At 64.5% G+C, this 23,455-nt stretch carries 19 protein-coding genes and 2 pseudogenes; 17 read left to right on the top strand and 4 right to left on the bottom strand.

All coding sequences use genetic code 11. From position 1 onward, the window contains the following. Genes xpsH through KWO_RS03945 form a run of 9 tightly spaced genes read left to right on the top strand, consistent with a single transcriptional unit; the run spans window position 1 to window position 8,081 of the window. Complete coding sequence (gene xpsH, locus KWO_RS03905) at window positions 1-510, top strand: type II secretion system protein XpsH (RefSeq protein WP_010367776.1); 510 nt, start codon at window positions 1-3, stop codon at window positions 508-510. Then, window positions 507-923, top strand: a complete 417-nt coding sequence (gene xpsI, locus KWO_RS03910; RefSeq protein ID WP_010378097.1) for a type II secretion system protein XpsI — start codon at window positions 507-509, stop codon at window positions 921-923. Before xpsH ends, xpsI begins: the two co-directional genes overlap by 4 nt. Further along, window positions 920-1,555, top strand: coding sequence for a type II secretion system protein J (locus KWO_RS03915; protein WP_010367772.1), 636 nt, complete (start codon window positions 920-922; stop codon window positions 1,553-1,555). Before xpsI ends, KWO_RS03915 begins: the two co-directional genes overlap by 4 nt. Next, entirely contained in the window at window positions 1,552-2,403 is an 852-nt protein-coding gene (locus tag KWO_RS03920; RefSeq protein ID WP_010367770.1) for a type II secretion system minor pseudopilin, read from the top strand. Before KWO_RS03915 ends, KWO_RS03920 begins: the two co-directional genes overlap by 4 nt. Further along, a complete protein-coding gene (locus tag KWO_RS03925) occupies window positions 2,400-3,521 on the top strand; it encodes a PilN domain-containing protein (RefSeq protein WP_017113742.1) in 1,122 nt (373 codons plus the stop codon). The genes KWO_RS03920 and KWO_RS03925 overlap by 4 nt, the downstream gene beginning before the upstream one ends. Continuing rightward, the gene (gspM, locus tag KWO_RS03930; protein WP_010367766.1) at window positions 3,505-4,158 is read left to right on the top strand and encodes a type II secretion system protein GspM; all 654 of its coding nucleotides are present in this window, start codon (window positions 3,505-3,507) and stop codon (window positions 4,156-4,158) included. The genes KWO_RS03925 and gspM overlap by 17 nt, the downstream gene beginning before the upstream one ends. Then, the gene (gene xpsN / locus KWO_RS03935; RefSeq protein WP_010367764.1) at window positions 4,148-4,945 is read left to right on the top strand and encodes a type II secretion system protein XpsN; all 798 of its coding nucleotides are present in this window, start codon (window positions 4,148-4,150) and stop codon (window positions 4,943-4,945) included. The genes gspM and xpsN overlap by 11 nt, the downstream gene beginning before the upstream one ends. Continuing rightward, window positions 4,942-7,236, top strand: coding sequence for a type II secretion system secretin GspD (gspD, locus tag KWO_RS03940; protein WP_017113741.1), 2,295 nt, complete (start codon window positions 4,942-4,944; stop codon window positions 7,234-7,236). Before xpsN ends, gspD begins: the two co-directional genes overlap by 4 nt. After that, the gene (locus KWO_RS03945; protein ID WP_010378108.1) at window positions 7,233-8,081 is read left to right on the top strand and encodes a glycosyltransferase family 2 protein; all 849 of its coding nucleotides are present in this window, start codon (window positions 7,233-7,235) and stop codon (window positions 8,079-8,081) included. The genes gspD and KWO_RS03945 overlap by 4 nt, the downstream gene beginning before the upstream one ends. A gap of 447 nt (window positions 8,082-8,528) precedes the next feature. Here KWO_RS03945 and KWO_RS03950 read toward each other — a convergent pair whose 3' ends face one another. From KWO_RS03950 to KWO_RS03965, 4 genes are all read right to left on the bottom strand, one after another. Beyond that, entirely contained in the window at window positions 8,529-9,257 is a 729-nt protein-coding gene (locus KWO_RS03950; protein ID WP_010367757.1) for a UTRA domain-containing protein, read from the bottom strand. 105 nt (window positions 9,258-9,362) lie between these two features. After that, complete coding sequence (gene pnuC / locus KWO_RS03955; protein WP_010378110.1) at window positions 9,363-9,938, bottom strand: nicotinamide riboside transporter PnuC; 576 nt, start codon at window positions 9,936-9,938, stop codon at window positions 9,363-9,365. Between the two features lie 374 nt (window positions 9,939-10,312). Further along, window positions 10,313-12,475: a TonB-dependent receptor gene (locus KWO_RS03960; protein ID WP_010378112.1), complete on the bottom strand. Its 2,163-nt coding sequence runs from the start codon at window positions 12,473-12,475 to the stop codon at window positions 10,313-10,315. Between the two features lie 31 nt (window positions 12,476-12,506). Continuing rightward, window positions 12,507-13,664, bottom strand: a complete 1,158-nt coding sequence (locus KWO_RS03965; protein ID WP_010378114.1) for a phosphotransferase enzyme family protein — start codon at window positions 13,662-13,664, stop codon at window positions 12,507-12,509. Between the two features lie 613 nt (window positions 13,665-14,277). Between KWO_RS03965 and KWO_RS03975 the strand changes: the two genes are divergently transcribed. The 8 genes and pseudogenes from KWO_RS03975 (at window position 14,278) to pncB (ending at window position 23,376) form a co-directional block, all read left to right on the top strand. Continuing rightward, window positions 14,278-15,132, top strand: a complete 855-nt coding sequence (locus KWO_RS03975; RefSeq protein ID WP_017113267.1) for a glycosyltransferase family 2 protein — start codon at window positions 14,278-14,280, stop codon at window positions 15,130-15,132. Between the two features lie 113 nt (window positions 15,133-15,245). Next, window positions 15,246-15,941 (top strand): annotated as a pseudogene (locus KWO_RS03980) (hypothetical protein); the annotation flags it as partial. Window positions 15,942-16,002: 61 nt separating this feature from the next. Beyond that, entirely contained in the window at window positions 16,003-16,986 is a 984-nt protein-coding gene (locus KWO_RS03985) for an IS5 family transposase (RefSeq protein WP_017113471.1), read from the top strand. 113 nt (window positions 16,987-17,099) lie between these two features. Then, window positions 17,100-17,441 (top strand): annotated as a pseudogene (locus KWO_RS03990) (hypothetical protein); the annotation flags it as partial. Window positions 17,442-17,454: 13 nt separating this feature from the next. Continuing rightward, entirely contained in the window at window positions 17,455-19,362 is a 1,908-nt protein-coding gene (locus KWO_RS03995; RefSeq protein WP_010381878.1) for a glycosyltransferase family 2 protein, read from the top strand. A gap of 49 nt (window positions 19,363-19,411) precedes the next feature. Beyond that, window positions 19,412-20,710 (top strand): hypothetical protein, encoded by a 1,299-nt coding sequence (locus KWO_RS04000; protein WP_026113172.1) that lies wholly within the window; start codon window positions 19,412-19,414, stop codon window positions 20,708-20,710. After that, window positions 20,692-21,660: a glycoside hydrolase family 113 gene (locus KWO_RS04005; protein ID WP_010381870.1), complete on the top strand. Its 969-nt coding sequence runs from the start codon at window positions 20,692-20,694 to the stop codon at window positions 21,658-21,660. The genes KWO_RS04000 and KWO_RS04005 overlap by 19 nt, the downstream gene beginning before the upstream one ends. 537 nt (window positions 21,661-22,197) lie before the next feature. Further along, a complete protein-coding gene (pncB, locus tag KWO_RS04010) occupies window positions 22,198-23,376 on the top strand; it encodes a nicotinate phosphoribosyltransferase (protein WP_010381868.1) in 1,179 nt (392 codons plus the stop codon). Window positions 23,377-23,455: the final 79 nt, after the last annotated feature.

Below are 23,455 nucleotides of genomic sequence, written 5' to 3' on the forward strand. Positions count from 1 at the left end.
ATGCGCGTTGCGTGTCAGCCGTTGCGTCATCCGCATGGAGTGGTCGGCCCTGGTCGGGCACGCACGCGTGGCACCTCGTTGCTGGAGATGCTGCTGGTCATCGCGTTGATCGCAATGGCCGGCGTGCTCGCCGCCGCGGCATTGAATGGCGGCATCGACGGCATGCGCCTGCGCACCGCCGGCAAGGCGATCGCTTCGCAGCTGCGCTATACGCGCACGCAGGCGATTGCCACCGGCACGCCGCAGCGGTTTTTGATCGACCCGCAGCAGCGTCGCTGGGAAGCACCCGGCGGCCACCACGGTGATCTGCCGCCGTCGCTGGAAGTGCGCTTCACCGGCGCGCGCCAAGTGCAATCGCGGCAGGATCAGGGCGCGATCCAGTTCTTTCCGGATGGTGCCTCCACCGGCGGGCGCATCGATCTGCAGGTCAAGGACGCCAGATGGCGTGTGGACGTGGGCTGGATCACCGGCGAGGTGCGTTCGGGTCCATTGCGGACGCCATCGCCATGAAGCGTCAGCGTGGTTACACCTTGATCGAAGTGATCGTCGCCTTTGCGTTGCTGGCGCTGGCATTGAGCTTGTTGCTGGGATCGTTGTCCGGCGCCGCACGCCAGGTGCGCGCCGCCGATGAAAGCACGCGCGCCACCTTGCACGCGCAATCGCTGCTGGCCGTGCAAGGTGTCGAAAAGCCGCTGGAGCCCGAGCAGCAACAAGGCACCTTCGAGAATGGCCACTTTCGCTGGTCGATGGATGTGCGCCCCTACGACGAACCGCGGCGCAACCCGCAGGCGCCAATGTCGCCCGGTGCGCACCGTCTGCTGCAGCTGACCTTGGTGGTGCGCTGGGGTGAGCAGCCCAACCAGATGCTGCAATGGCGCACGTTGCGGCTGGTGGCGGCCAACGCGCAGGGCAGCCCGCCATGAGCCGTTCGCGCAGCGCGGGCTTTACGTTGATCGAAGTGTTGCTGGCCACGATGTTGCTGGTCGGCGGGCTGGCGTTGGCGTTTGCCACGTTGCGCTCGGCCAGTGCGGTGAGTCAGCGCGGCGAGGCGATCGCACAACGCAGCGAGCGCGTGCGTGCAGTGGAAGAATTCCTGCGGCGGCGCTTGGCCGCAGCACTGCCGATCGCCATGGGCATCGATACGCAAAGCCAGCAGCCGATCCTGTTTATCGGCGAGCCGCAACGCCTGCGCTTTGCCGCGGATGTGCCGGATTACCTTGGCCGTGGTGGGCCGTATCTGCACGATCTGTCGGTGGCCGGCGATGGCGATCAAAGCAACCTGCTCATTGCGCTGACCATGCTGCAATCGGGCACGTCGATTGAAGAGAGCACCCCGCTGCCGCCGGAAAAGCTTGCCGAAGGCGTGCAGCAGGTGAGTTTTCGTTATCGCGGCATGGATCCGCAGACCGGCCGCCTGAGCGCGTGGTTGCCGCAGTGGGAATGGCACGACCGCCTGCCGCTGATAGTGCGCATCGACATCCGCAGTGACGATGCCGCATGGCCGCCGATGGTGGTGGCATTGCCGCAATCCAGCAACCCGGGCTCAGGTCAATGAGCCGCGCGCGCGGTGCCGCGCTGGTGTTGGTGTTGTGGTTGATCGCGTTGCTTACCGCGATGATCGGCGCGTTTGCGCTCACCGCACGCGTGGAGGCACTGCAGGGCAGCATGTTGCGCAACGGCGCGCAGGCGCAGGAATACGCGCGCGCTGGCCTGGAATACGCATTATTTCGCTTGCAAGATGCCGACACCCAGGCACGCTGGCGCGCAGACGGCCGGCGCTATCGCTGGCAGATGGACGATGCCAGCGTGGAGATTCGTATCACCGATGAAAGCGGCAAGGTGGATCTGAACATGGCCGAGCCCAGCTTGCTGGCTGGTCTGGTGCGTGCGGTAGGCGGCGACCAGGCCAGTGCCACGCGCATCGCCGGTGCCATCGTCGATTGGCGCGATACCGATTCATTGAGCCAGCCGGGTGGTGGCGCGGAAGATCGCGATTACGCCGATGCCGGGTTGCCGTATGGCGCAAAAGACAGCCCGTTTGAAACGCTGGGCGAACTGCGCTTGGTGCTGGGTATCGATGGCGAGCTGTATCGCAAGCTATTGCCCAACGTCACGCTGTACAGCGGTCGTTCGCGGCCTGAAGCGCGGTTTGCGCCCGCTCCGGTGCTTACCGCGATGGGGCTGGATGCGCAGCAACTGCTGGCCCAACGTGACGCGCCGCTGGGTTTGCCCGGCAGCGAGGCGACGGTGGGTGGCTCGGGCACTTATAGTATCGAGAGCCGGGCGCGACTGAGTCAGGGACGCGACGCCGTGTTGCGGGCGGTGGTGTCGACCAGCGCGTCTGCATTACCAGGGTCGGCCTATACCGTGTTGCGTTGGGAAGAGGGAGCAGTAGTGCAATGACCGCATGGCGGGATACCTTGGGTCGTATAGGCGTACGCGCCATGCCGGGAGCCGGAGGCTTCTGGCGTTGGTGGCAACAGTCGCTGCTGGCCTGGCTGCCGCAGCGGTGGCAGTGGCAGTTGGGTCTGTCGCAGGCGCGCCTGTTGTTGCAACAGGACGGCGACACGCTGCAATTGCTGCGCCAGCGCGACCATAGCTGCGACAGCGTCGCCAGCCTGCCGTGGCCGGTCCATCCGCAGGAAGTGAATAACTTGCTGCCGACCGCGCTGGAAGGCCTGCCCCGGTATTGGCTGTTGCCGGCCGCGCACGCGCTGCGCCGGCCGTTGCGCCTGCCTGCAGCGGCGGCGGCGCGGTTGCAGGATGTGGCGCGATTCGAGATCGATCGGCAAACCCCGTTCACCGCCGACCAGGTGTATGTCGATGCACGTGTGCTCGACGTGCGCGAAGATGGCCAGCTCGATGCCGAATTGGTGGTGGTGCCGCGGCGCATGATCGATGGCCCGGCCGGTGTGCCGGACGTATGGAACAGCGCGCTGTCGGGGATTGATGTTGCCGACGCCAACGGGTCGCCGCTGGGCGTGAATCTGCTGCCGCCGGCGCGCCGCCTGCGCCGCAGCGACCCGATGCAGCGCTGGAATCTGTTGCTCGCCGCCTCAGCGCTGGTGTTGCTGGCGGTGGCCGGCTGGCTGCTGCTCGACAATCGCCGCCAGGCTGCCGACGATCTGCGCGCCAAGGTGCAGGCCAACGCGGCGCGCGCGCGCCAGGTCGCTGCCGAACGGCAGCAACTGATGGATCTGGTTGAAGGCGCACGGTTCTTCCAGCAGCAACGCGCCACCCGCCCGACCTCGGTTGAGATCTGGGACGAACTGAGTCGGCGCCTGCCCGGTAGTACCTATCTGGAAAAATTCTCGGTCGAAGGCGGGCAACTGCAGTTGATCGGATTGAGCAACGAAGCCTCTTCGCTGGTGCGTCGTCTGGAAGGCTCGCCGCTGTGGCGCAAGCCGTCGCTGACCGGCGTGCTGCAGAGCGATGCCGGGCGCAATGTCGACCGCTTCACCATCACCGCCGAGCTTGCCGGCCCCGATGCGAAGGAGGCGGCCGATGCCACGCAGCGTTAAGCGCGACCGCTGGATCGCTTTGGGCCTGCTGTTGCTGGTGATCGGCGTGGCCTACCTGGTGTTGGTGCATCCGTGGTTTACCCAACCGATGATCGCGGTGCAGGACGACTTGCAAGCGCTGCGCGAGCGCGAGCTGCGCGTGCGCGTGCAATTGCAGCAGGCACCGGAAGTCAGTAAACGGCTGCGGCAGGCGCGTCAGACACTGGAAAGCCGCCCGGGGTTCTTGCCGGAAACCTCGGCCGAACTCGCCTCCGCCGGGCTCGTGCAGCGGCTGGAACGCGCGGTGGTGGAGGCCAGCCCCGGCAACCGCAGCTGCGCCATCAGCAACCGCTCACCGCTGCAGCCGGAGAGCAAGAACCGCTTCACCCGCGTGGCGGTGCAGGTACGTTTGCGCTGCGGCACGCCGGAACTGGCTTCGGTGCTGTACAGCCTGGAAAACGGCACGCCGCGGCTGTTCGTAGACAACCTCAACGTGATGGCGCAGCGCTACCAACTCTCGCCGAACGAAAGCGGCAACGGTCTGGATATCGCCTTCGAATTGGCCGGTTATCTGCGCCCGGGCGCCAGCGCCGCACCGCTGAATAACGAGGCCGCACCTGCCGCCCCCGACGCCGCGGAGGCCAGCAATGCGCCTTGACATGATCGGCCTGCGCACCTGGTTGCTGGCCACCGTGGTCGGGTGGGCGCTGCTGGTGTGCGTGCTGGCCGTTGCCGGCCTGGGCAAGCGCGTCGAGCTGCTGCCCGACGACCCGGCACTGGTGCAGCGGCTGCCCACCTTGCCTGCACCGGCACCGGAGCGCCTGGGTGCGTTCGAGAAATATTCTGAAATTGCTGCGCATCCCGCATTCGCCGAAGACCGCCTGCCGCATCCGTTCTTCCTGTCCGGCAACGACGGCAGCAGCGCTGCCTCCACGGTGCGCCTGACCGGCGTACTGCTGACCGATACCTTCAAAATGGCGACCTTGACCCTGGACCCGCAGGATTCGGTACGCGTGCAACTGGGCGGCGATGCGGTCAAGGGCTGGCGCCTGCTCGCCCTGCAGCCGCGTAGCGCAACCATCGAAGGCCCCGGCGGCACACAAACGCTGGAATTGCACGTATTCAACGGCAAGGGCGGGCAGCCGCCCACCGCCAATGCCGCCGCACGTGGTGCAGCCGCCGCGACCCCGCCGGTACAGTCTCCCGACGCTGCCGCGGTTGCCGCGCCGCAGCCGCCGCAACAACAACCGCAACCCGTGACGCCTGTGCAACAGCCTGGCGGACAGGCGCCGCCGACGGTGCCGCCGCAGCGCAGCGATGGCGCACAGGAAGCCCCACGCCCCTCCGACGATCAGATGCGTGCCATCCGCGAACGCATCGAAGCCCGACGCCGCCAGCTGCAACAGCAGCGCCAGAGCGGCTCTACCCCCGGTCAGACCCAATGAGTGAACGCATGACGCCGCGCCTGTTCCCCGTGTCCCTGTTAATTGGCCTGCTGGCCGGTTGCGCCACCACTCCGCCGCCGGACGTGCGCCGCGATGCGCGCCTGGATCCGAAAGTCGGCGCTGCCGGCGCCACCCAGACCACCGCCGAGCAGAGTGCCGACGGCAGCGTGATCGCCAAGCCCAGCCCGGTGATCCGGCGCGGCAGCGGCACCATGATCAACCAGAGCGCTGCATCCGCGCCGGCGCCCACGCTGGGCATGGCCAGCAGCGGCAGCGCCACCTTCAATTTCGAAGGCGAATCGGTGCAGGCGGTGGTCAAGGCCATCCTGGGCGACATGCTCGGTCAGAACTACGTCATCGCGCCCGGCGTGCAGGGCACCGTGACCTTGGCCACGCCCAATCCGGTCTCTCCGGCGCAGGCCTTGAACCTGCTGGAGATGGTGCTGGGCTGGAACAATGCCCGCATGGTGTTCAGCGGTGGCCGCTACAACATCGTGCCGGCCGACCAGGCGTTGGCCGGCACCGTTGCGCCCAGCACCGCATCGCCGTCGGCCGCACGCGGTTTCGAAGTGCGCGTGGTGCCGTTGAAGTTCATTTCCGCCAGCGAAATGAAGAAGGTGCTGGAGCCGTACGCACGCCCGAATACGATCGTCGGCACCGACCCGGCGCGCAACGTGATCACCCTGGGCGGCACCCGCGCCGAACTGGAAAACTACCTGCGCACCGTGCAGATCTTCGACGTGGACTGGTTGTCGGGCATGTCGGTGGGCGTGTTTCCGATCCAGTCCGGCAAGGCCGAAAAAGTCTCTGCCGATCTGGAAAAAGTCTTCGGCGAGCAGAGCAAGACGCCCAGTGCCGGCATGTTCCGTTTCATGCCGCTGGAAAACGCCAATGCGGTGTTGGTGATCACCCCGCAGCCGCGCTATCTGGATCAAATCCAGCAGTGGCTGGACCGCATCGACAGTGCCGGCGGCGGCGTGCGGCTGTTCTCGTATGAGTTGAAGTACATCAAGGCCAAGGACCTGGCTGACCGTCTTTCGGAAGTGTTCGGCGGCCACAGCAACGGTGGCGATTCCAATGCGTCGCTGGCGCCGGGGTCGGATAGTGTCATCATCGGTGGCATGGGCAATCGCGATGCCAACATGGGTAATCTCTCGAGCGACTCCACCGACAGCAGCGGCTCGGGCAGTTCGGGGAGCGGCTTTGGCAGCGGCAGTGGGTTCGGTGGCAGCAGTGGCAGCAGCGGCGGTCTGGGCAATGGCACCTTGCAGCTTTCCCCGCGCAGCAATGGCAACGGCGCGGTGACGCTGGACGTGTCCGGCGACAAGGTCGGCGTCTCCGCGGTGGCCGAGACCAATACCTTGCTGGTGCGTTCCACGCCGCAGGCCTGGAGCTCGATCCGCGACGTCATCGAGAAGCTCGACGTGATGCCGATGCAGGTGCATATCGAAGCGCAGATTGCGGAGGTCAATCTGACCGGCGAGCTGAGCTACGGCGTTAACTGGTACTTCGAAAATGCGGTTACAACACCGTTCAATGCCGATGGCAGTGGCGGACCTGCCTTGCCATCGGCTGCGGGCCGCAATATCTGGGGCGACATTGCTGGTAGCGTTACTGGTAACGGTGTTGGTTGGACCTTCCTCGGTAAGAACGCCGCCGCTGTTATCAACGCACTGGATCGAGTCACTAATGTGCGCTTGCTGCAGACACCGTCTGTGTTTGTGCGTAACAACGCCGAAGCCACACTCAACGTAGGTTCGCGCATTCCGATCAACTCCACCTCGATTAACACCGGCTTGGGAAGCGATAGCAGTTTCTCTTCGGTGCAGTACATCGACACCGGTGTGATTTTGAAAGTGCGTCCGCGCGTCACCAAGGACGGCATGGTGTTCCTGGATATCGTGCAGGAAGTCAGTACACCTGGTGCGCGTCCTGCCGCGTGTACGGCTGCGACCACCACAACCGTCAATAGCGCTGCCTGCAACGTCGATATCAATACGCGCCGGGTCAAAACCGAAGCTGCGGTCCAGAGCGGCGACACCATGATGCTGGCCGGCCTGATTGATGACAGTACATCCGACGGTAGCGCTGGCGTCCCGTTCCTGAGCAAGCTGCCGGTTGTCGGTGCCTTGTTTGGTCAGAAGACCAGGGACAACACCCGCCGCGAAGTCATCGTGCTGATCACTCCCTCGATCGTGCGTAACCCGCAGGAAGCGCGCAATCTCACCGACGAATACGGCCAGAAATTCAAGGCCATGGAGCCGCTGAAGCCCAGCCAGAAGCCGCAATGAGTGCGGCACTGCCCGTCGTGCTGGTGCCGGTCGGCACCGACGATGAGGCGTTGGATGCATGTCTGGGTGCGCTGGATGCTGCCACGCCCCCAGGTACGCGAGTTTGGTTGGCCGATGATGCGCAAGCTGGGCCGCGTGGGCGCGCAGTGATCGAGCATTGGCTGGTGCGAACGCACTTGCAGACGCATCACACCCGTCGCCAGCGCATGCTTGGCGAGGTCGCGCATCTGGACGAAATGCTCAGCGCTTGCGGCGATGCCGACGTGGTGGTGCTCGGAGTGGATGCCCGCCCGTTGCCTGGGTGGTTGCAGCAACTGACCGCATGTTTCGCACGCGACGCTGCGATTGCCACCGCCACGCCATGGAGCAATGTGGGCGAAGCCTGCAGCTGGCCGCGGCTGGGCGAACTCAACCCCATGCCGGATGCAACCGAGCGGCTTGCAGCTGCCTGTGCCGCGATGCCGCCGCTGTACCCGGAACTGCCGTCGGCGATCGGGCACGCGGTGCTGCTGCGCGGAACGGCGCGGCGCAAGGCCGGTGGCCTGGACGCCAGCAGTTACGGCTCGTGGTACGCCGCGCTGGTGGACCTCAGCCTGCGCATGGGCGGGCTGGGCTGGCGCAACGTCTTGTGCGACACCGCCTTCGTCGCCTCGCCACGCGAGGGCCGACCGGTCGACGGCGACATGGATGCCCTGGCCACCCGCTGGCCGGCCTGGCACGCGCGTCTGGCCAGCTTCCTGATGCACGACCCGCTGCGCGCGCAGCGTGATCAGTTGGCTCAACTCCTAGCCGACTTGCCACCACCGGACCCGCAACGCACGTTGTTTGACGCGTTGAGCAGCTAACAAAACAATGGCGCTCACGCCAGACGTTTGCGGCCGGTGCCTGGTGCGGCGTACACAACTCGTCCACTGCGGTTTCCTGTGCGCCGTCTACGACCACCTGACGGCTGCCCGCCACGGCATGTGGTTAGTCGCTCTTCCTCGTCTCGCGACCGTGCCCCGCAGCGGCCTCGGATCAACGCAGTGATGCAGTTGGTCAAGCGACTGACAAACGCACCACGCAGTCGGCAGCCGTTTGCAGCCACTGCCAGGCACTGCACGTCTCACCAGTGCGCTCTGCAGCGAGTGTGCCACGCCGCATCCATGTAGATAGCTCGTGCTGTGTTGTCATTTACGTTGAGGCTGCAGTAAAGCGCCGCACCCGCAACAACGATGACGGCGAGGCATGCTCTTAATCGATTCCCGATTCCCGATTCCCGATTCCCGATTCCCGATTCCCGATTCCCGGCGCTACAGCGCCGATCGCGTCTGTGCCTCCGTACGCACCACCACATCCAGTGCATCGTGACGCCAGGACTCGATATCCAGTTCCACCGCGCGGCCGTCTTCGGCAAAGCTGATCCGCTGCAGCCGGAAGCATGGCGTACCGGGAGTGGATTGCAGCAGCATCGCCTGTGCTGCATCCAAACCGGTCGGGTGCATCGACAGCTGCGCGTTGCTCAGAAACAGGCCGAGTCGCTGGTTGAACACAGTCGAGAGCGATCCGGCCAGATCGTGTTCGAGCAGGCCCGGCGCCCAGTCCGCGAGCACCACATTGGTTTCCAGCAGCACGGCGCGGCGATCGATCCAACGCCGGCGTTGCACCACGAAGACCTCGTCGTACTGGCTGTCCAGTCGCAATGCCGCAGCGTAGTACGCGCCCGCTCTCTGCCGAGTGGCGCTCAATAATTCTGTGCGCGGCTTGCGCCCTTGCGCTGTCACGTACTGCATGAAACCCGCGATGCTGGTGGGGTCGTAGCGCACGCGCGGCGCACTCACGAACCAGCCGCGCCGGTTCTCGCGGTAGATGCGGCCTTCGGCTTCAAGTTGCTGCAAAGCTTCACGCAGGGTAATGCGAGTGCAGGCGAACCGCGCGGCCAATGCGCGTTCCACCGGCAAGCGTTGATCCGGGCCCCATTCGCCGGCTGCAATCTGCGCGGAGATCGCTTCGGTGATGGTGTGCTGGCGCGAGACGCTCATACGCCGAATCGTTGATGGAGGGCGCGGGATATACGCAAGGCAAACAGGTGAAAGGCGTGCATGTTGCGATGGTAAAGAAGAAAGTGCGCGTAAACCGCGCCTGGCTCAGCGTGCGCTGGCCAGGTTCGGGTTCTGTTGGGGTTTCCAGCTGTGCCAGCCGTACACCGCAAGCGCCACGAAGCCGGCGTAGAGCGCGGCAGTGGGATACAGCTCCTTGCTGAGGAAGACGCCGACATAGACGCAGTCCAGCACGATCCACAATACCCAATTGGCGATGCGCTTGCGTGCTGCCCACACGCTGGCCACCAGGCTGAAACTGGCCAGCGCCGCGTCCAGCCACGGCAGCGCCGCATCGGTGCGATAATGCATGTAGGCGCCGAGCGCCGCAGCGAACGCCGCGCCGATGCCCAGCGAGAACCAGAGTTCCGCGGATGGCATCGGCAGCGGGCGAATGCGTGTGTCTGCAGGGGTTCCGCGTTGCCAGTGCCACCATCCGTAGAGTTGAGTCAGCACATAGACCCCTTGCAGCAGCATGTCCGAGTACAGCTTCCACTCATAGAACAGCCACGCGTACAACGCCGCCGCCACGATGCCCACCGGCCAGCACCAGCGAATGCGCCGCGCGGTGAGCCACACGCCCAGCAGGTTGATCACGACGGCGATGGATTCGAGCAGCGACATGCGGTTCCTGGTGCGGTGTGGACTACGGCGGAGATGCGTAAGACAACCGGGAGTGCCTAACAAAACGCCTGCCCGGTCGCCATGCAGGTGCAGCCAGTGCCCGGTGCGGCGTGTACCTCGCAAAAACGTTGGTTCCGCAGCGCCGTTCATCCCCACGTGAGGACTGCTCGCCAGGCGCTGGTCGCTGTTCTTCGAACTCGGACGATGCGTGCAGCAAACGCGCGGTGCGCAACATGCCAGCAAGGCCCGCGACCAGGCGCTGATCACGGCAACTTGCAGATGTGTCGGCGGTCAATGCTGCCAAACCGTGCATCACTTCCGCGTCCTTCCCGCGCATTCATGGAAGGCACGTAGCGAGTGCATGCCATGGCAGGTCAGAAATCCACCTGCACCGTCAGACGCGCAGTGCGCGGTGCACCTGGGAATAGATATGCATCGCCCTGGTACTCGCCGGAATCGCGCCAGTAGCGCTTGTCGAACACGTTGTCCACGTTCAGGCGCCAGGTGGTCGCCAGACCGCCCAGTGCCGTGGCGTAGCGCGCACCGAGATTTGCCACGGTGTAAGCCGGCACGCTGGCGTTGCCCAGGCGGTCGGCGAGCTTGCGCCCGCTGTACTGCATACCGGCCAACAACGTCAATCCATCGACGCCGGGTGCGCTGTAATCGGCCTGCAGACTGGCGCGCAGCTTGGGCACGTTGATGGCCTGGTGGCCTTCGTAGTCAGCAATGTCGGTGTCTTCCGCGTGCGCGCGGATTGCCGCAATGCTAGCGAATAGGCGTAGTTGCTGTGTCGCTGCGCCGTCAGCAGACAGCTCCAGGCCGCGGTTATGCAGGCGGCCCTGCTGCACGAACAGCAGTCCATCATCGGCCTGCGGTTGGGTGAACTGGTAGGCCTGACGGATGTCGAACAGCGCTGCGCCCAGGCGCAGGCCCTGCAGGTCGATCTTTGCGCCGGTTTCCAGTTGGTACGCATTGGTGGGCGGCAGGATCTGGTCGGCGTTGTCGGCAAACCACGGCGCCGTGCCGCCGGCCGCCAGGCTCTTGGCGTAGCTGGCATACAGCGACATGTTCTGCTGCGGTTTGAACAGCAGCGCCGCCTGCGGCAGTACCGTGTCTTTGCGCGTGCGTCGCTCCAGCAGGCCGTCGCGATCGAAGCTGCGTTCGTCCAGCTGCACGTAGCGCGCGCCAAGCGACAGTTCCCACTGCGCGCCCAGGCCGATCCGGTCGGCCATGACCAGCGCGCGTTGGCGGCTGTCCAGACGGCGCTGCTTGGGGTCCAGCGCAACATCGGTCTGCGCAAATACCTCCGGGTCGCGATCGATGCTGCCGCTGCCGACGAATTCGTTGACCGAACCAAAACGGTCGATGGTGCGGCGCAGCCACTCGCCGCCCATGCTCAGGTGTTGCTCCAGCGCGCCGGTCGCGACGTGGCCTTCGAGCGTGGCACGCAGCTGATCGTGTATGCGGGTGTCGTCGGGGCTGCGGTAATCGTAGATGTCGTATTCGCCCTGCGCGCTGAAGAAGTTCGGCGTGGCGATGTCGGCGCAACTTGCCGCGCCATAACAGCCCCAGGCGAATGCAGAGAAATCGTTGATCTTCGAGCGACTGCGCGATGCTTCGGCGGTGGCGCGCCAGTCGTCGTTGAACTGGTAGGCGTAACGCAGCTGCGCGTTGAGCGCATCCATTTCCACCGGCCGCGCCCACGGCTGGTAGCCGAGCAGGCGGTGCACATCGATATCGCGCGGTACCTGCGTGCCGCCCAGCAGTTGATAGCCGGGCACCGAGCGCTGTTGCCGGTGCTGATACTCCACGTCCAGCTGCAACAGCGCCTGCGGGGTGATCTTCCAGTCGCCGGCCAGCGACAGGAAATTGCGGTAGCCGTCGGCGTGATCGACATAGCTGTCGATGTCTTCGCGTGCGGCGTTGACGCGTAAGCCCAGCGTGCGTTCGGCACCGAACCAGTCGCCCAGATCGGCGGCGATATAGCGCGAGCCCTGTTCGTCGGTGCCCAGGGTGACGCTGCGCACGTGCTCGGGTCGCTTGGTGCGGTAGTCGATCAGTCCGGCCGGTTCGTTGACGCCCGATTGCAGCCCGGCCAGGCCCTTGAGCAGTTGCACCTGCTGTTTGTTTTCCAGTGCGATCGATTGTTCGCCCACCGCGCTCATGCCGTTGATGCGGTAACTGTTGGCGGCATTGAGCGAATAGCCGCGCACCACGAAGTTTTCGTAATAGCCGATCGGCGCATACGCATCGCCGGCAGAGGCATCGGCGCGCAAGACCTCGCTGAGTACGCGTGCCTGGCGATCAAGCAATTGCGCACGATCGATGACCGCGATCGAGGCGGGGGCGTCCAGCAGCCGGGTGGCGCCAAATCCGCTCAATGCCGTGCTGGTCTGCGCGCGCTCGCCACGCACGTTGACCGTGTCCAGTTCGACCGCATCGGCGCCGGGTTGTTGCTGCGCCAGTGCGGGGGCGCAGCACAATGCCAGTGCAAGCGCGAGCGGGCAGCGGGACAGCAGGGGGAAGGCAACGGACATTGGGCAGGACTCGACAGAGAAAGGAAAGTGCTCACGGCAGCCGGCGCGCACGTGCGTGCAGATGCGCGAGCAGGTGCTGGCCATCGGTGCTGGCGAACCAGTCCGCGTGGCCGAGCAGATAGCGGTGATAGGCGATATCGACATTGGCGGGCGAACGCGTGATGCCGGCGAAATATTCCATTTCGCTCAAGGCGAAGTCGGCATGAACGATCGGCAGCAGCGCAGCCAGGCGGTGCAAGTGGTTTGCGTCCAGTGGGCGATGCTGCGCGTAGCCCTCCAGCAGCGCGTCGAGCTGGTCGAGCTCGGCCTGCGCGCGTGCGCCGGTGTCCAGCCGCAACCAGGGGATGAGGTTGCGTTCGATCGCGGTGGCCAGATCGAATAGCGCGCTGCTGCAATCGCTCAATCCGAAATCGAAGATGGCGCTGACGCGGGTGGCTCCGTCGGTGGTGTCCCACAGCAGGTTGGACGCATGCCAATCGCCGTGGGTCCACAGCGGCGGTAGCGCGCCTGGCGTAGACAGCAGCGGCCACGCCTGCGCATGCCAGGGCAGCAGGTGGGTGGCCAGATCGTCTGGCCAGGGGCGGTCCTGAAGGGCTGCTGCAAGGTGCGGCCGCGTTGGCAAGGCATCGTGCAACGCCTGCAGGGGGTCTGCCTGGGCAAACAATCGCAGATTGGCGACCAGCACGCTGGTGGAGCGTGCCGGCGCATCGAAACCCTGGGCCGCGCAATGCAGTTGCGCCAACGCGGCGCCGGCCGCCCGCGCATGCGCAACATCGGAGAACGGTGTCCATGACAATGCATCGCGGTAGAGGTCGTGCCCCGCACCCACCCGCTGCACTTCGTACACCCAATCGGCGTGCGCCAGCGCAGTGCGGCCCCGGGCGTCGTGCAGCACCTCCACCACCGGCGCGCCGGCCCAGCGCAGATGGGCCATGAAGCTGTGTTCCTCGCGCAGCGCGGCTACGCTGCGCACACTGCAGTGGTGGCGTTTGACGATGACCGGGCCGCTTGCAGTGTCCACGCAGGCCGCTGCCGAGAACGGGCGCGCGCTATGCCAGCGCACCGCAGTGAGGTGGCCCACCGCCGCAAACCGCTGCAGCACGCGATGGATTTCATCGGTGGTCAGTACTGGCCAGTCCGGCAATGCCAGTTCCAGGCTCATGCCATGCACCTGATGCGGCACGTTCATGGCCTGACTCCCGGCAGCAGGGATCGTGCGGTGTTAGCCAGTGGTATAGACCAGGTAATCGGAGGAGAAGCGGCTGAGGCGGCGCATGCGCCGCCAAGGACAAGAACGGCGCTGCCGGGCCGTTGTTGCATCGCATCCGCCATCAGGCGGCAGCAACGCAATGCATGAAAAGGCAGCGCGAAACCGAAAGGTCGCTAACCGTCATCTCAACAATCAGGTGTGGAGTGCACCAAAAGCGAATGGCAAAACGGCTGGCGATCAGATGGGTGCGGGCGGTGTGCGCTGAAGCGGATGTACGCGTGTACATGCATCGAGTGCCGCCCGCGCTCGCCTGGTGGCTGCACAGTCGTTTTGCTGGTCGCGCAAAAGTCGCGAACGGAGACCGCATGGCGGCTCCGGGCGCGCAGTATGCGCCTTGCGTGGATGGGTCGCTATGGCGCTATGTCGCAAGGTGTGTTCGCGCGAGTAACTGCTTTGCAATCGGGAGCGTGGTGCAATGTCTACCCGCATTCCCGACATCAATGCAAATGCGGCCGCGGCAGCGCCTGACGCGCAGCGTGCAGCAGCGAACCCGTGATGGCGTTGCGCCGCTCCGGCGCTGGATAATGCCCGGATGACTCCCGTCCAGATCGCCGCCGTCGTCGTCACCTATCAGAGCAGCAGCACCATCGATGCGTGCCTGTCGCGATTGCGCGCGGCCGAGGGCATCAGCGAGATCCGGGTGGTCGATAACGCCTCCAGCGACGACACCCTGGAAGTGGTGCAGCGCCATGCCCTGGCCGATGCACGGCTGCATTTCATCGCCAACCCCGACAACCCCGGTTTCGCCACCGCCTGCAACCAGGGCGCGCGCGACTCGCAGGCGCCCTGGCTGGTCTTTATCAACCCAGACCTGATGGTCGAACGCGACACCTTGTTGCAGCTATGCGACCGCGCAGCGGGACATCCGGCGGTGCTGCTGGGGGTTGAACAGGTGGACGAGCAGGGGCGGCCGGACGCGGCCGTGCGCCGCCGCGACCCGGACTTTGCAGCGATGCTGCGCGCGCCGCGCGCCGCCGCCAGCCTGGCGGTGCCGGCCGACCCGTCACGGGCCTTGCAGCCGGTGGACGCGATTTCCGGCGCGTTGATGCTGATGCAGCGCAGCCTGTTCGACCGGCTGGACGGCTGGGACGGCAGTTACCGGCTGCATGCCGAGGATCTGGACCTGTGCCGGCGTGCCCGCCAGGCCGGCGCCCTGGTGGCGGTGGCTAACGATCTGCAGGTGCTGCATGTGCGCGGCGTCTCCAGCCGCGCGCGGCCATTTTTCGTGGAATGGCACAAACATCGTGGATTGTGGCGCTATTTCCGCAAGTTCGAAGCTAGCCAGCGCGGGCTATTCACTCAGCTCGGCGTGTGGCTTGCGATCTGGACCCATGCAGCTGCGCAGGTGCCGCGGTTGTTACAGCAGAAATCGCCTCAGACGCGTTAAATTTGTGATAAATCGGTGATGAGTGGCGGATTGGAACTGTGATAGGTTTCGCCCGAACAGTGATCAGTCTCTAGCGTCCTGTCCCCCCCTGCTCCCCCGTCAGGAATCGTGCAATGTCTTTACAGAACGACCCGCAATTACGGGGCCGTCAGCGGTGCGCTAACCCGCTGCAGTCCAGCTTGGTTGCCTCGCCGTGTCACCCCAATCCAACGCAACATCGTGCGCCGTCGGTGGCATCGGCGCTTGCACTGAGCTGCCTGCTGGTCGCGTTGCCGGGCACCGCCCTGGCCGGTGCCTGGACCCAGCCGCAGGGCGACACGTTGGTGATCGTCAAGGCGTTGCATAGCGATGGCCGTGGGTGGTTCGACGACGGTCATCACCGCACAACGTTTGGTGACGGCCAAGAGTTCGATGGCAACGGCCGCAGTCGGCAGGATCAGCTCAACGTCTACGTCGAGCATGGTCTGACCGAGAAGCTCAGCTTCATCGGTAATTTCTATTTCAACGACGTCGGTTTCAGCAACCACGATGCCGTCAACGGCCGGCAGAAAACCACAACGACTGGTTTTGCCGATCAGGAAATCGGCCTGCGCTATGCGCTGCCGAGCGCGCAGGACGATGTCTGGCGCAGTTCCCTGCAGGCGTTGGTGAGCATCCCGGCTTATGGGCGTAGCAAGACCTACCACCCGAACAACCCTTCCGCCAATTCCGACCCTGCGCTCGGCCTCGGCGACTATGGTCTTGAGCTGCGTTATAGCCGTGGCCGCGGTTACACACTTGGCGACCACAACGGCTACGTCGATCTAGGGAAACTCTGAACAACTCCCCTTGATCCTGCGACAATCACACAGACGCAACGGGACAACGACGATGCAACTGACCTTCGGCGATGCGGAGTACAACGGCAAGCGCAAGCGGACGCGGCGTGAGGTGTTCTTGGCCGAGATGGACCAGGTCGTGCCGTGGAAGGATCTGCTGGCACTGATCGAACCGCACTACCCGAAGTCGGGGCAGCCGGGGCGACAGCCGTATCGGCTGGAGACGATGCTGCGCATCCACTTTTTGCAGCAGTGGTACGCACTGAGCGATCCATCGGCGGAAGAAGCACTGTACGACACGGTGTCGATGCGCCGTTTTGCGAAGATCGGCGGGCTGGATGAGGTGCCGGATGAAACGACGATTCTCAACTTCCGGCATTTGCTGGAGCGGCATGATTTGGCGCGCAAGCTGTTCAACCGGGTCAACGCGCACCTGTCGCGTAAAGGGCAGAGTCTGCGGGGCGGGACGATCGTGGATGCCACGATCATTGCGGCGCCAAGTTCGACCAAGAACAAGGATGGCGAGCGCGATCCGGACATGCACCAGACCAAGAAGGGCAACCAGTACTTCTTCGGGATGAAGGCGCACATCGGGGTGGACGATGAGTCGGGCCTGGTGCACCACGTGGAATGCACGGCGGCCAACGCAGCGGACATCACGCAGGCGCACAAGCTGCTGCACGGCAAGGAAGACACTGTGAGCGGCGACAGCGGCTACACCGGGCTGGACAAGCGCGATGAGATGAAGGGCAAGCGCACGCTGCGCTACCTGATCGCGGAGAAGCCCTCGAAGCTGAAGCAGATCAAGAATAAGCGCGAACTGAAGTTGGCCAAGCGCTGGGAGCACACCAAAGCCAGCCTGCGTGCGAAGGTGGAACACCCGTTTCGGGTGATCAAGCGTCAGTTTGGTTACGTCAAGGTGCGCTATCGCGGTTTGGCGAAGAACACCGCACAGGTGCTGACGCTGTTTGCACTATCGAATCTGTGGCTGACGCGCAAAGCGTTAATGCCTGCTGCGGGGAAGCTGTGCCTGTAATCCAGGCAACACCCCGCAAACGTGCCGAAACCGGCAAAAAATCGGCGATTTGAGCGCCCTCAGCGCGGCGGATGCGGTTGCTTCGTTTTCCGGTCGCGTTGATCAGACCATCCCTAGGTGGCGCTGTCCGCCTGCGCGGGAGCGCTGCGTCCGACGAACTGCGCGTGGACGCGTCCACAGGTCTGAGCCTGGCGCCGAGCTGGTTGCTGTTGGGCGAACTCAACGTAATTCAAGGGTTGGGCAACGGGCGTGGCAACTTCGACGTTGCCGGCAGCGCCGGTGGCGTTGGCTTCGTCGCCACCGGCACCAACTACGATCTCACCAAGCTGCAGCTGTCCACGCTGTACACGGCGCCGGGCGGCAGCCAGTGGCAGGTGGGCTATCAGCAGCCGGTGATGGGCCGCAACACCGGTGCCGCAGGCGGGCCATTCGTGGCCGCCTGGTGGCGTTTCTAAGGGCTCCCCCCACATGACGGTCACCTGCGAAATGGAAGCGCTGGGCCGCGCGCCGGACATCGGCCGCGAGCGCGGTTTGCTAGGTCGTGCGCTGGTTTCGGCAGGCGTCATCACCGACGAACAGCTGCGCTCGGCGCTGGCCTTGCAGCAGCGCTGGAACTCGCGCCTGGGCGATGTGATTCTGGCCCAGCGCGGTGTGCCGGCGCAGCGGTTCTACGCCATCGTTGCGGCGCACTTCGGGCTGCAATTCATCGATCTGGTGCAGCAGTCACCGGATCCTGCGCTGCTCACTTCCGGCGATCTGGATAGTTACGCGCAACGCTTGGTGTTGCCGTGGCGGCGCGAAGACGGCGTGCTGGTGCTGGCCGTGGCCGACCCGGATCCAGCGCTGTTCGCCTGGGCGCGTGCGCATTACGGCGAAGACGTGCGCTTTGTCGGCACCGCCAAGTTCGACATCATCTGGAGCCTGCAGCGCTACGCCGATGAGCAACTCACCGACAACGCGCTGAATCTGCTTGCCGCGCATGCGCCGACCTATTCCGCACGCCAGGTGGTCACGCGCGGGCAGAAGTTCGTGTTGTGGGCATTGGCTGCGGTCATGCTGGTCACGCTGGTGCTATTCCCAGTGCCTGCATTGATCACCGTCAATGTGCTGGTGGCGCTGGGCTTTCTGGCCACCTTCGGTTTGAAGTTGCTGCTGGTGTGGTTCGGCTCGCGCCACCGCATCGACATCAAGGTCACCGAAGACGAAGTGGCCGCATTAAACGACGACGACCTGCCGGTCTATACCGTGCTGGTGCCGATGTACAAGGAGCCGGAAGTCCTGCCGATTCTGGCCAACGCGCTGCGCAAGCTGGATTACCCGATCAGCAAGCTGGATGTGAAGCTGGTGCTGGAAGCGGACGATTTCGACACCATCGAAGCGGCCAAGAAACTCGGCCTGGAAGCCTTCTTCGAAATCATCCGGGTGCCGCCGTCGCAGCCCAAGACCAAGCCCAAGGCCTGCAACTACGCGCTGCACTTTGCGCGCGGTGAGTTGCTCACCATCTACGACGCCGAAGACAAACCCGAGCCGGATCAGCTCAAGCGTGTGGTGGCGGCATTCCGCAAGGCCGAGAAGAATGTGGTGTGCATCCAGGCGCGGCTGAACTACTACAACGCTGACGAAAACTGGCTGACGCGGATGTTCACGCTGGAGTACACCCTCTGGTTCGACTTCTACCTGCCAGCGCTGGAATACCTGCGCATTCCGATCCCGTTGGGCGGCACCTCCAATCACTTTCGCCTGGACGTGTTGCGCCAGGTGCGCGCATGGGACCCGTACAACGTCACCGAAGACGCCGATCTGGGCGTGCGGCTGATCCAGAACGGCTACCGCGTCAACGTGGTCAATTCCACCACGTTCGAAGAAGCCAACGTCAGTATTCCCAACTGGATCCGGCAGCGTTCGCGCTGGCTCAAGGGTTATATGCAGACCTGGCTGGTGCACATGCGCGACCCGGTGCATCTGTATCGCAGTACCGGCTTCAAGGGGTTCTGGGGCTTTCAGTTCTTCATCGGCGGCGGCTTCTTCACTGCCTTGGGCGTACCGGTGCTATGGGCGTTGTACGCGGTGTGGATGCTCACAGGCACCACGATGTTCGAGCGCTTCTTCCCGCCGTGGTTGGCTGCTGTCTCACTGGTCAATCTGCTGCTGGCCAATGCGTTCTTCATCTACATCACGCTGGTCGCTGCGTTCAAGCGCGACTACTTCAAGCTGGCGCCGTACGCGCTGACGGTACCGTTCTACTGGGCGTTGCAGTCGATCGCTGCCTACAAGGGGTTGTGGCAGTTGATCCACAATCCGTTCTATTGGGAGAAGACCACGCATGGCATCAGCAAGCATTCGGAAAACGAGCGCCGTGCCGCGCTCGAAGAGTGAGCCGATCGCGCCGCGGCACGATAGTGGGCTGCCGGCGTTCCTGATCGCCGTGGTGGCGTTGTCGCTGCTGAGCCAGCCGTTGCTGGTGCAGTCGGTGGGCACTGCGGCGACGGTGTACGCACCGGGTGGCGAACTGCCGGCGACCGGGTTGTTGGGGTGGGTAGTCGATCTCACTCAACATGGCTGGAATCTGCCGTTGCAGGTGTGGCCGTTCGTGGCGGTCGCCGCGAACGCACTGTTCCTGTCGCTGCTGTGGCGCGATCTGGCCGGCGTGTTCGGACGTGGCTGGGCCAGCGCTCTGACGTTGCTGGTTGGGTGCAATCCGCTGTTCCTGCTGCCCATCGCTGCCGGTGGCAGTCACGCGGTAGGGCTGTTGGCTTTCTACGGCTTGTGCCGCACCTTGCGCCGGTTGCAGGCGCAGGTGGAAGCGTTCACTTATCTGCGGATTGCCGGCTGGTTGTGCATCCTGCTGTGTCTGGATCTGCAGACGCTGGCGCTGTCGACGATGGTCGCGCCGTGGCTGTTGTTGGTGATGCCGCCACAGATGCTGCGCAAGGCGCCGGGTTCGTTTTATCTGGTGTGTTACCTGCCGTTCGCGTTTCTGATCGGCATGTGGGCGTACGTCAATCTGATCGTATTCAATGCGCCGTGGCCGACGATGCTCAATATCGCGCCGGCCTCCAACCCGTTGCCATTGCCGCTGGCGGGTCACGCCGAAGGCTGGTTGCCGGCGGTGCGTTGGGGCGTTGCGGCAGCGGTGTGCTTCCCGGTCCTGGCGCTGGTGACGCGGACGCGTAGTGGCGCGCTGACGCGTGGCGTGGTGGCCAGTGCCGGCACCGTGATCTGCGCTGCGGCGTTGTCGTTCGCATTCGGCTGGGCTGGCTTTGATGCCTTGCTGCTGCTCTGGGTCCCGGTGGCGTTGTTGTTGCGCGCGCTGCACGTCGACCAGCGCGGCCAGGCGGCCGGATTGCTGCTGCTGGGCCTGGTGGGTGCGGTTTGGGCGCAGCCGCAGGGATGGGGCAGCTGGATGAATGCCGCAACTGGCGACGAACACTCCCTGATGCAGGGCGAGCCTGTTGTCATGACGGAGCCGATGGCGTTGCCGGTAAGTGCATCGGTTGCCCCTGCTACGCAGGATGCTGGCGTGGTACGGCCGGCGACGGCGGATAGTGCTGTCGTGGCGCCAACTGCAGTAGCACCTGCGGACAACGCCAACCAGGCAAACCCGTCAGCGGCCACGGTGGCGCCGACGGACAAGAACAATGCATCCCTGCAGGCGACAGCGTGTGCTCAACACGCGGCGCCGCCGAATGCCGAGGTATCTGCTGCATGTTCAAGCGCGTTCTAAGCATCGCAACGTTGATCGGCGTTTGTCTGCTGGCAAACGGCTGCAACGCCGCCGCGCCCACGTGGATGGGTGCCAACGTCAAGGTATCCGCTAATGCACCGTGGGAAAGCCAGGCTGCAGCGCAGTCGTTGGATGCCTTAGCCAAGACCGGCGCCAGCAAGGCGCTGCTGGTCGCGTTCGTGTGGCAGGCCGACCCGCAGTCCAACGACCCGGTGTTGGGCAGCGACAGCAGTGTGGAGGCCATGCGCGCTGCGTTGCGAGCAAGCCTCCAGGCTGGCTTGCAGCCAACGCTCAAGGTGCATGTCTGGATTCCGGGACATTGGGCGGGCGATGCCGCGCCCACCGATCAAGCAGCCTGGTTTGCGGCGTATCAGAACGCCCTGCTGCCGTTGGCCAAGGTGGCCAAGGACGAACACGCCGAAGCGTTGGTGATCGGCACCGAATTGCACAAATTGCAGGACGCGCCGCAATGGCCGGCGGTGGTCGCGGCAGTACGCAAGGTCTACACCGGAAAACTGCTGTACGTGGCCGACGGCATGGAGCATGCCGAGAGCTTCCGTTACTGGTCGTTGTTCGATGCGGTGGGCACCAGCTTGTATCCGCGCCTGTCCGACGCTGCCGATGCGCGCACCGCCGAAATGAACGCTGCCGCGCAACGCCTGCAGCAGTTGGGTCAGCGTGTCGGCAAGCCGGTGTGGGTGGCCGAGCTGGGCCTGCGTTCGGCGCGCGGCAGTCTGGCGGCGCCGTGGGAAAGCCCGGAGCAACGCACGGCCGCCGTCGATACGAAGCTGCAGCTGCAGGTGCTGCAACAGTGGCGCAAGGTGCTGCAGGCGCATGGCGTGGAAGGCATCGCGCTGTGGTGCTGGTACACCGACCCCAAGGCCGGTGGCCCGGGCGACAGCGACTTCACCGTGCAGGGCAAGCCGGCGCAGCAGGTGCTGGCGCGCTAAGAGCGGCGAGTAAACGACTGTGCTTGCCGAAGGGCAGGGCGCTGCCGGTGCTTGAGATCGACCTGCAGCGCTCGCACGCTGCGGTCCAGCGCGCCGACCACACTCGGTTGGCGACAGCGCGTTGCGGTCGACTTGGAAAGTTTCGATGATCCCAGCGAGCATGAACATGCCGCGACGCCTGCCGGTGGAGCACGCAGATCAAATTTGAACCTTGCGTCAGCGCGTCCAGCGCGCCGAATTTCTGCTGGAAGGGCGCGCACAATAGACGCGTCTGCATTGTGTCAGCCGTTGCAGGTCGCCACGCCACAAGCGTATTGCGTAACTTCGCCGCGTGTCAGGCGGACGCGGCTGCTGCGCGTTCGTGATCGCGACGTGCGCGTTCCGCTGTTGAATGCACTACTCAGGACTAGTCGAGACCAACCAGCGCCCCTGTGAGCACAGGCACCGCCTCAAACGCAGGTTCAACGCACGACGCTGTCACTCGGATCTTGACCGGTGCACACGCCGGCATCGCTGCAGCGGGCATAATCCGGCGCCATGATCATCCATTCGCTGCTCGACACCGATCTGTACAAATTCACCATGATGCAGGCGGTGCTGCACCAGCATCCCGCCGCGCAGGTGGATTACCGCTTCAAATGCCGCACTCCCGGCGTGGACCTGGCGCAGTTCATCGACGAGATTTCGCGCCAGATCGATGCGCTGTGCCGGTTGCGGCTGCGCGAGGATGAGGTGGATTACCTGCGCAGCCTGCGCTTCATCAAGCCGGACTTTGCCGACTTCCTGGCGTTGTTTCATCTGGATCGCAAGTATCTGAGCCTCACCGCATCGGCGACTCATCCGGGCGAGATCGAGCTGACCATCCGCGGCCCGTGGTTGCACACCATCCTGTTCGAGGTACCGCTGCTGGCGATCATCAACGAGGTCTGGTTCCGCAATACCTCCGAGCCGGATTTCGAAGAAGGCCGCAGCCGCCTGCGCGAGAAGGTGAGCAGCCTGCGCAGCATGCCTGCCGGCTGCAAGATTGCTGATTACGGCACGCGCCGGCGTTACTCGCGGCAATGGCATGGCCAATTGCTGCCGCTGTTGCGCGATGGCCTGGGCGAACAGTTCGTTGGTACCAGTAACGTGTATTTCGCCAGGCAGTACGGGTTGACCCCGCTGGGGACGATGGCGCACGAATATCTGCAGGCCTTCCAGGCATTAGGGCCGCGGTTGCGCGATTCGCAGGTGGCGGCGCTGGAATCGTGGGCGCGCGAATACCGTGGCGATCTGGGCATCGCGTTGTCGGACGTGGTCGGGCTGGATGCGTTCCTGCGCGATTTCGACCTGTATTTCTGCAAGTTGTTCGACGGCATGCGCCACGATTCGGGCGACCCGTTCGAATGGGGCGAACGCGTCATCGCGCATCTGGAAGCGCACCGCATTGATCCACGCACGAAGGTGTTGGTGTTTAGCGACGGCCTCAATATCGACAAGGTGATGCGCCTGTACGCGCATTTCCATACCCGCTGCCGGCTGGCCTTCGGGGTGGGTACTAGCCTGACCAACGATCTGGGGCCGACGCCGCTGCAGATCGTCATCAAGATGGTGCGCTGCAATGGCCAGCCGGTGGCCAAGCTCAGCGATTCGCCCGGCAAGAGCATGTGCGAGGACATCGGGTATTTGCGCTATCTGCGCGACGTGTTTGGGCTGCCGCCCATGGCAGAGGCTTAGCCAAACAGCGTAACCACGCACCGCCGGATTGAGGCAGGGTGGCATGCACTGCCGAAAATCCGGCCACGCGGTCTGGGAA

Origin of the sequence: Xanthomonas vasicola pv. musacearum NCPPB 4379 (assembly GCF_000277895.2) — a bacterium.
GTDB lineage: Bacteria > Pseudomonadota > Gammaproteobacteria > Xanthomonadales > Xanthomonadaceae > Xanthomonas > Xanthomonas vasicola.

Excerpts from the sequence above, each read along its gene's own strand:
- xpsH (WP_010367776.1), top strand. The coding sequence starts at position 1 with ATGCGCGTTGCGTGTCAGCCGTTGCGTCATCCGCATGGAGTGGTCGGC.
- KWO_RS03945 (WP_010378108.1), top strand. The coding sequence starts at position 7,233 with ATGAGTGCGGCACTGCCCGTCGTGCTGGTGCCGGTCGGCACCGACGAT.
- KWO_RS03960 (WP_010378112.1), bottom strand. The coding sequence starts at position 12,475 with ATGTCCGTTGCCTTCCCCCTGCTGTCCCGCTGCCCGCTCGCGCTTGCA.
- KWO_RS03995 (WP_010381878.1), top strand. The coding sequence starts at position 17,455 with ATGACGGTCACCTGCGAAATGGAAGCGCTGGGCCGCGCGCCGGACATC.
- KWO_RS04005 (WP_010381870.1), top strand. The coding sequence starts at position 20,692 with ATGTTCAAGCGCGTTCTAAGCATCGCAACGTTGATCGGCGTTTGTCTG.
- KWO_RS03965 (WP_010378114.1), bottom strand. The coding sequence starts at position 13,664 with ATGAACGTGCCGCATCAGGTGCATGGCATGAGCCTGGAACTGGCATTG.
- xpsI (WP_010378097.1), top strand. The coding sequence starts at position 507 with ATGAAGCGTCAGCGTGGTTACACCTTGATCGAAGTGATCGTCGCCTTT.
- pnuC (WP_010378110.1), bottom strand. The coding sequence starts at position 9,938 with ATGTCGCTGCTCGAATCCATCGCCGTCGTGATCAACCTGCTGGGCGTG.
- KWO_RS03950 (WP_010367757.1), bottom strand. The coding sequence starts at position 9,257 with ATGAGCGTCTCGCGCCAGCACACCATCACCGAAGCGATCTCCGCGCAG.
- gspM (WP_010367766.1), top strand. The coding sequence starts at position 3,505 with ATGCCACGCAGCGTTAAGCGCGACCGCTGGATCGCTTTGGGCCTGCTG.
- KWO_RS03975 (WP_017113267.1), top strand. The coding sequence starts at position 14,278 with ATGACTCCCGTCCAGATCGCCGCCGTCGTCGTCACCTATCAGAGCAGC.
- pncB (WP_010381868.1), top strand. The coding sequence starts at position 22,198 with ATGATCATCCATTCGCTGCTCGACACCGATCTGTACAAATTCACCATG.
- KWO_RS03925 (WP_017113742.1), top strand. The coding sequence starts at position 2,400 with ATGACCGCATGGCGGGATACCTTGGGTCGTATAGGCGTACGCGCCATG.
- KWO_RS03985 (WP_017113471.1), top strand. The coding sequence starts at position 16,003 with ATGCAACTGACCTTCGGCGATGCGGAGTACAACGGCAAGCGCAAGCGG.
- xpsN (WP_010367764.1), top strand. The coding sequence starts at position 4,148 with ATGCGCCTTGACATGATCGGCCTGCGCACCTGGTTGCTGGCCACCGTG.
- KWO_RS03920 (WP_010367770.1), top strand. The coding sequence starts at position 1,552 with ATGAGCCGCGCGCGCGGTGCCGCGCTGGTGTTGGTGTTGTGGTTGATC.
- KWO_RS03915 (WP_010367772.1), top strand. The coding sequence starts at position 920 with ATGAGCCGTTCGCGCAGCGCGGGCTTTACGTTGATCGAAGTGTTGCTG.
- gspD (WP_017113741.1), top strand. The coding sequence starts at position 4,942 with ATGAGTGAACGCATGACGCCGCGCCTGTTCCCCGTGTCCCTGTTAATT.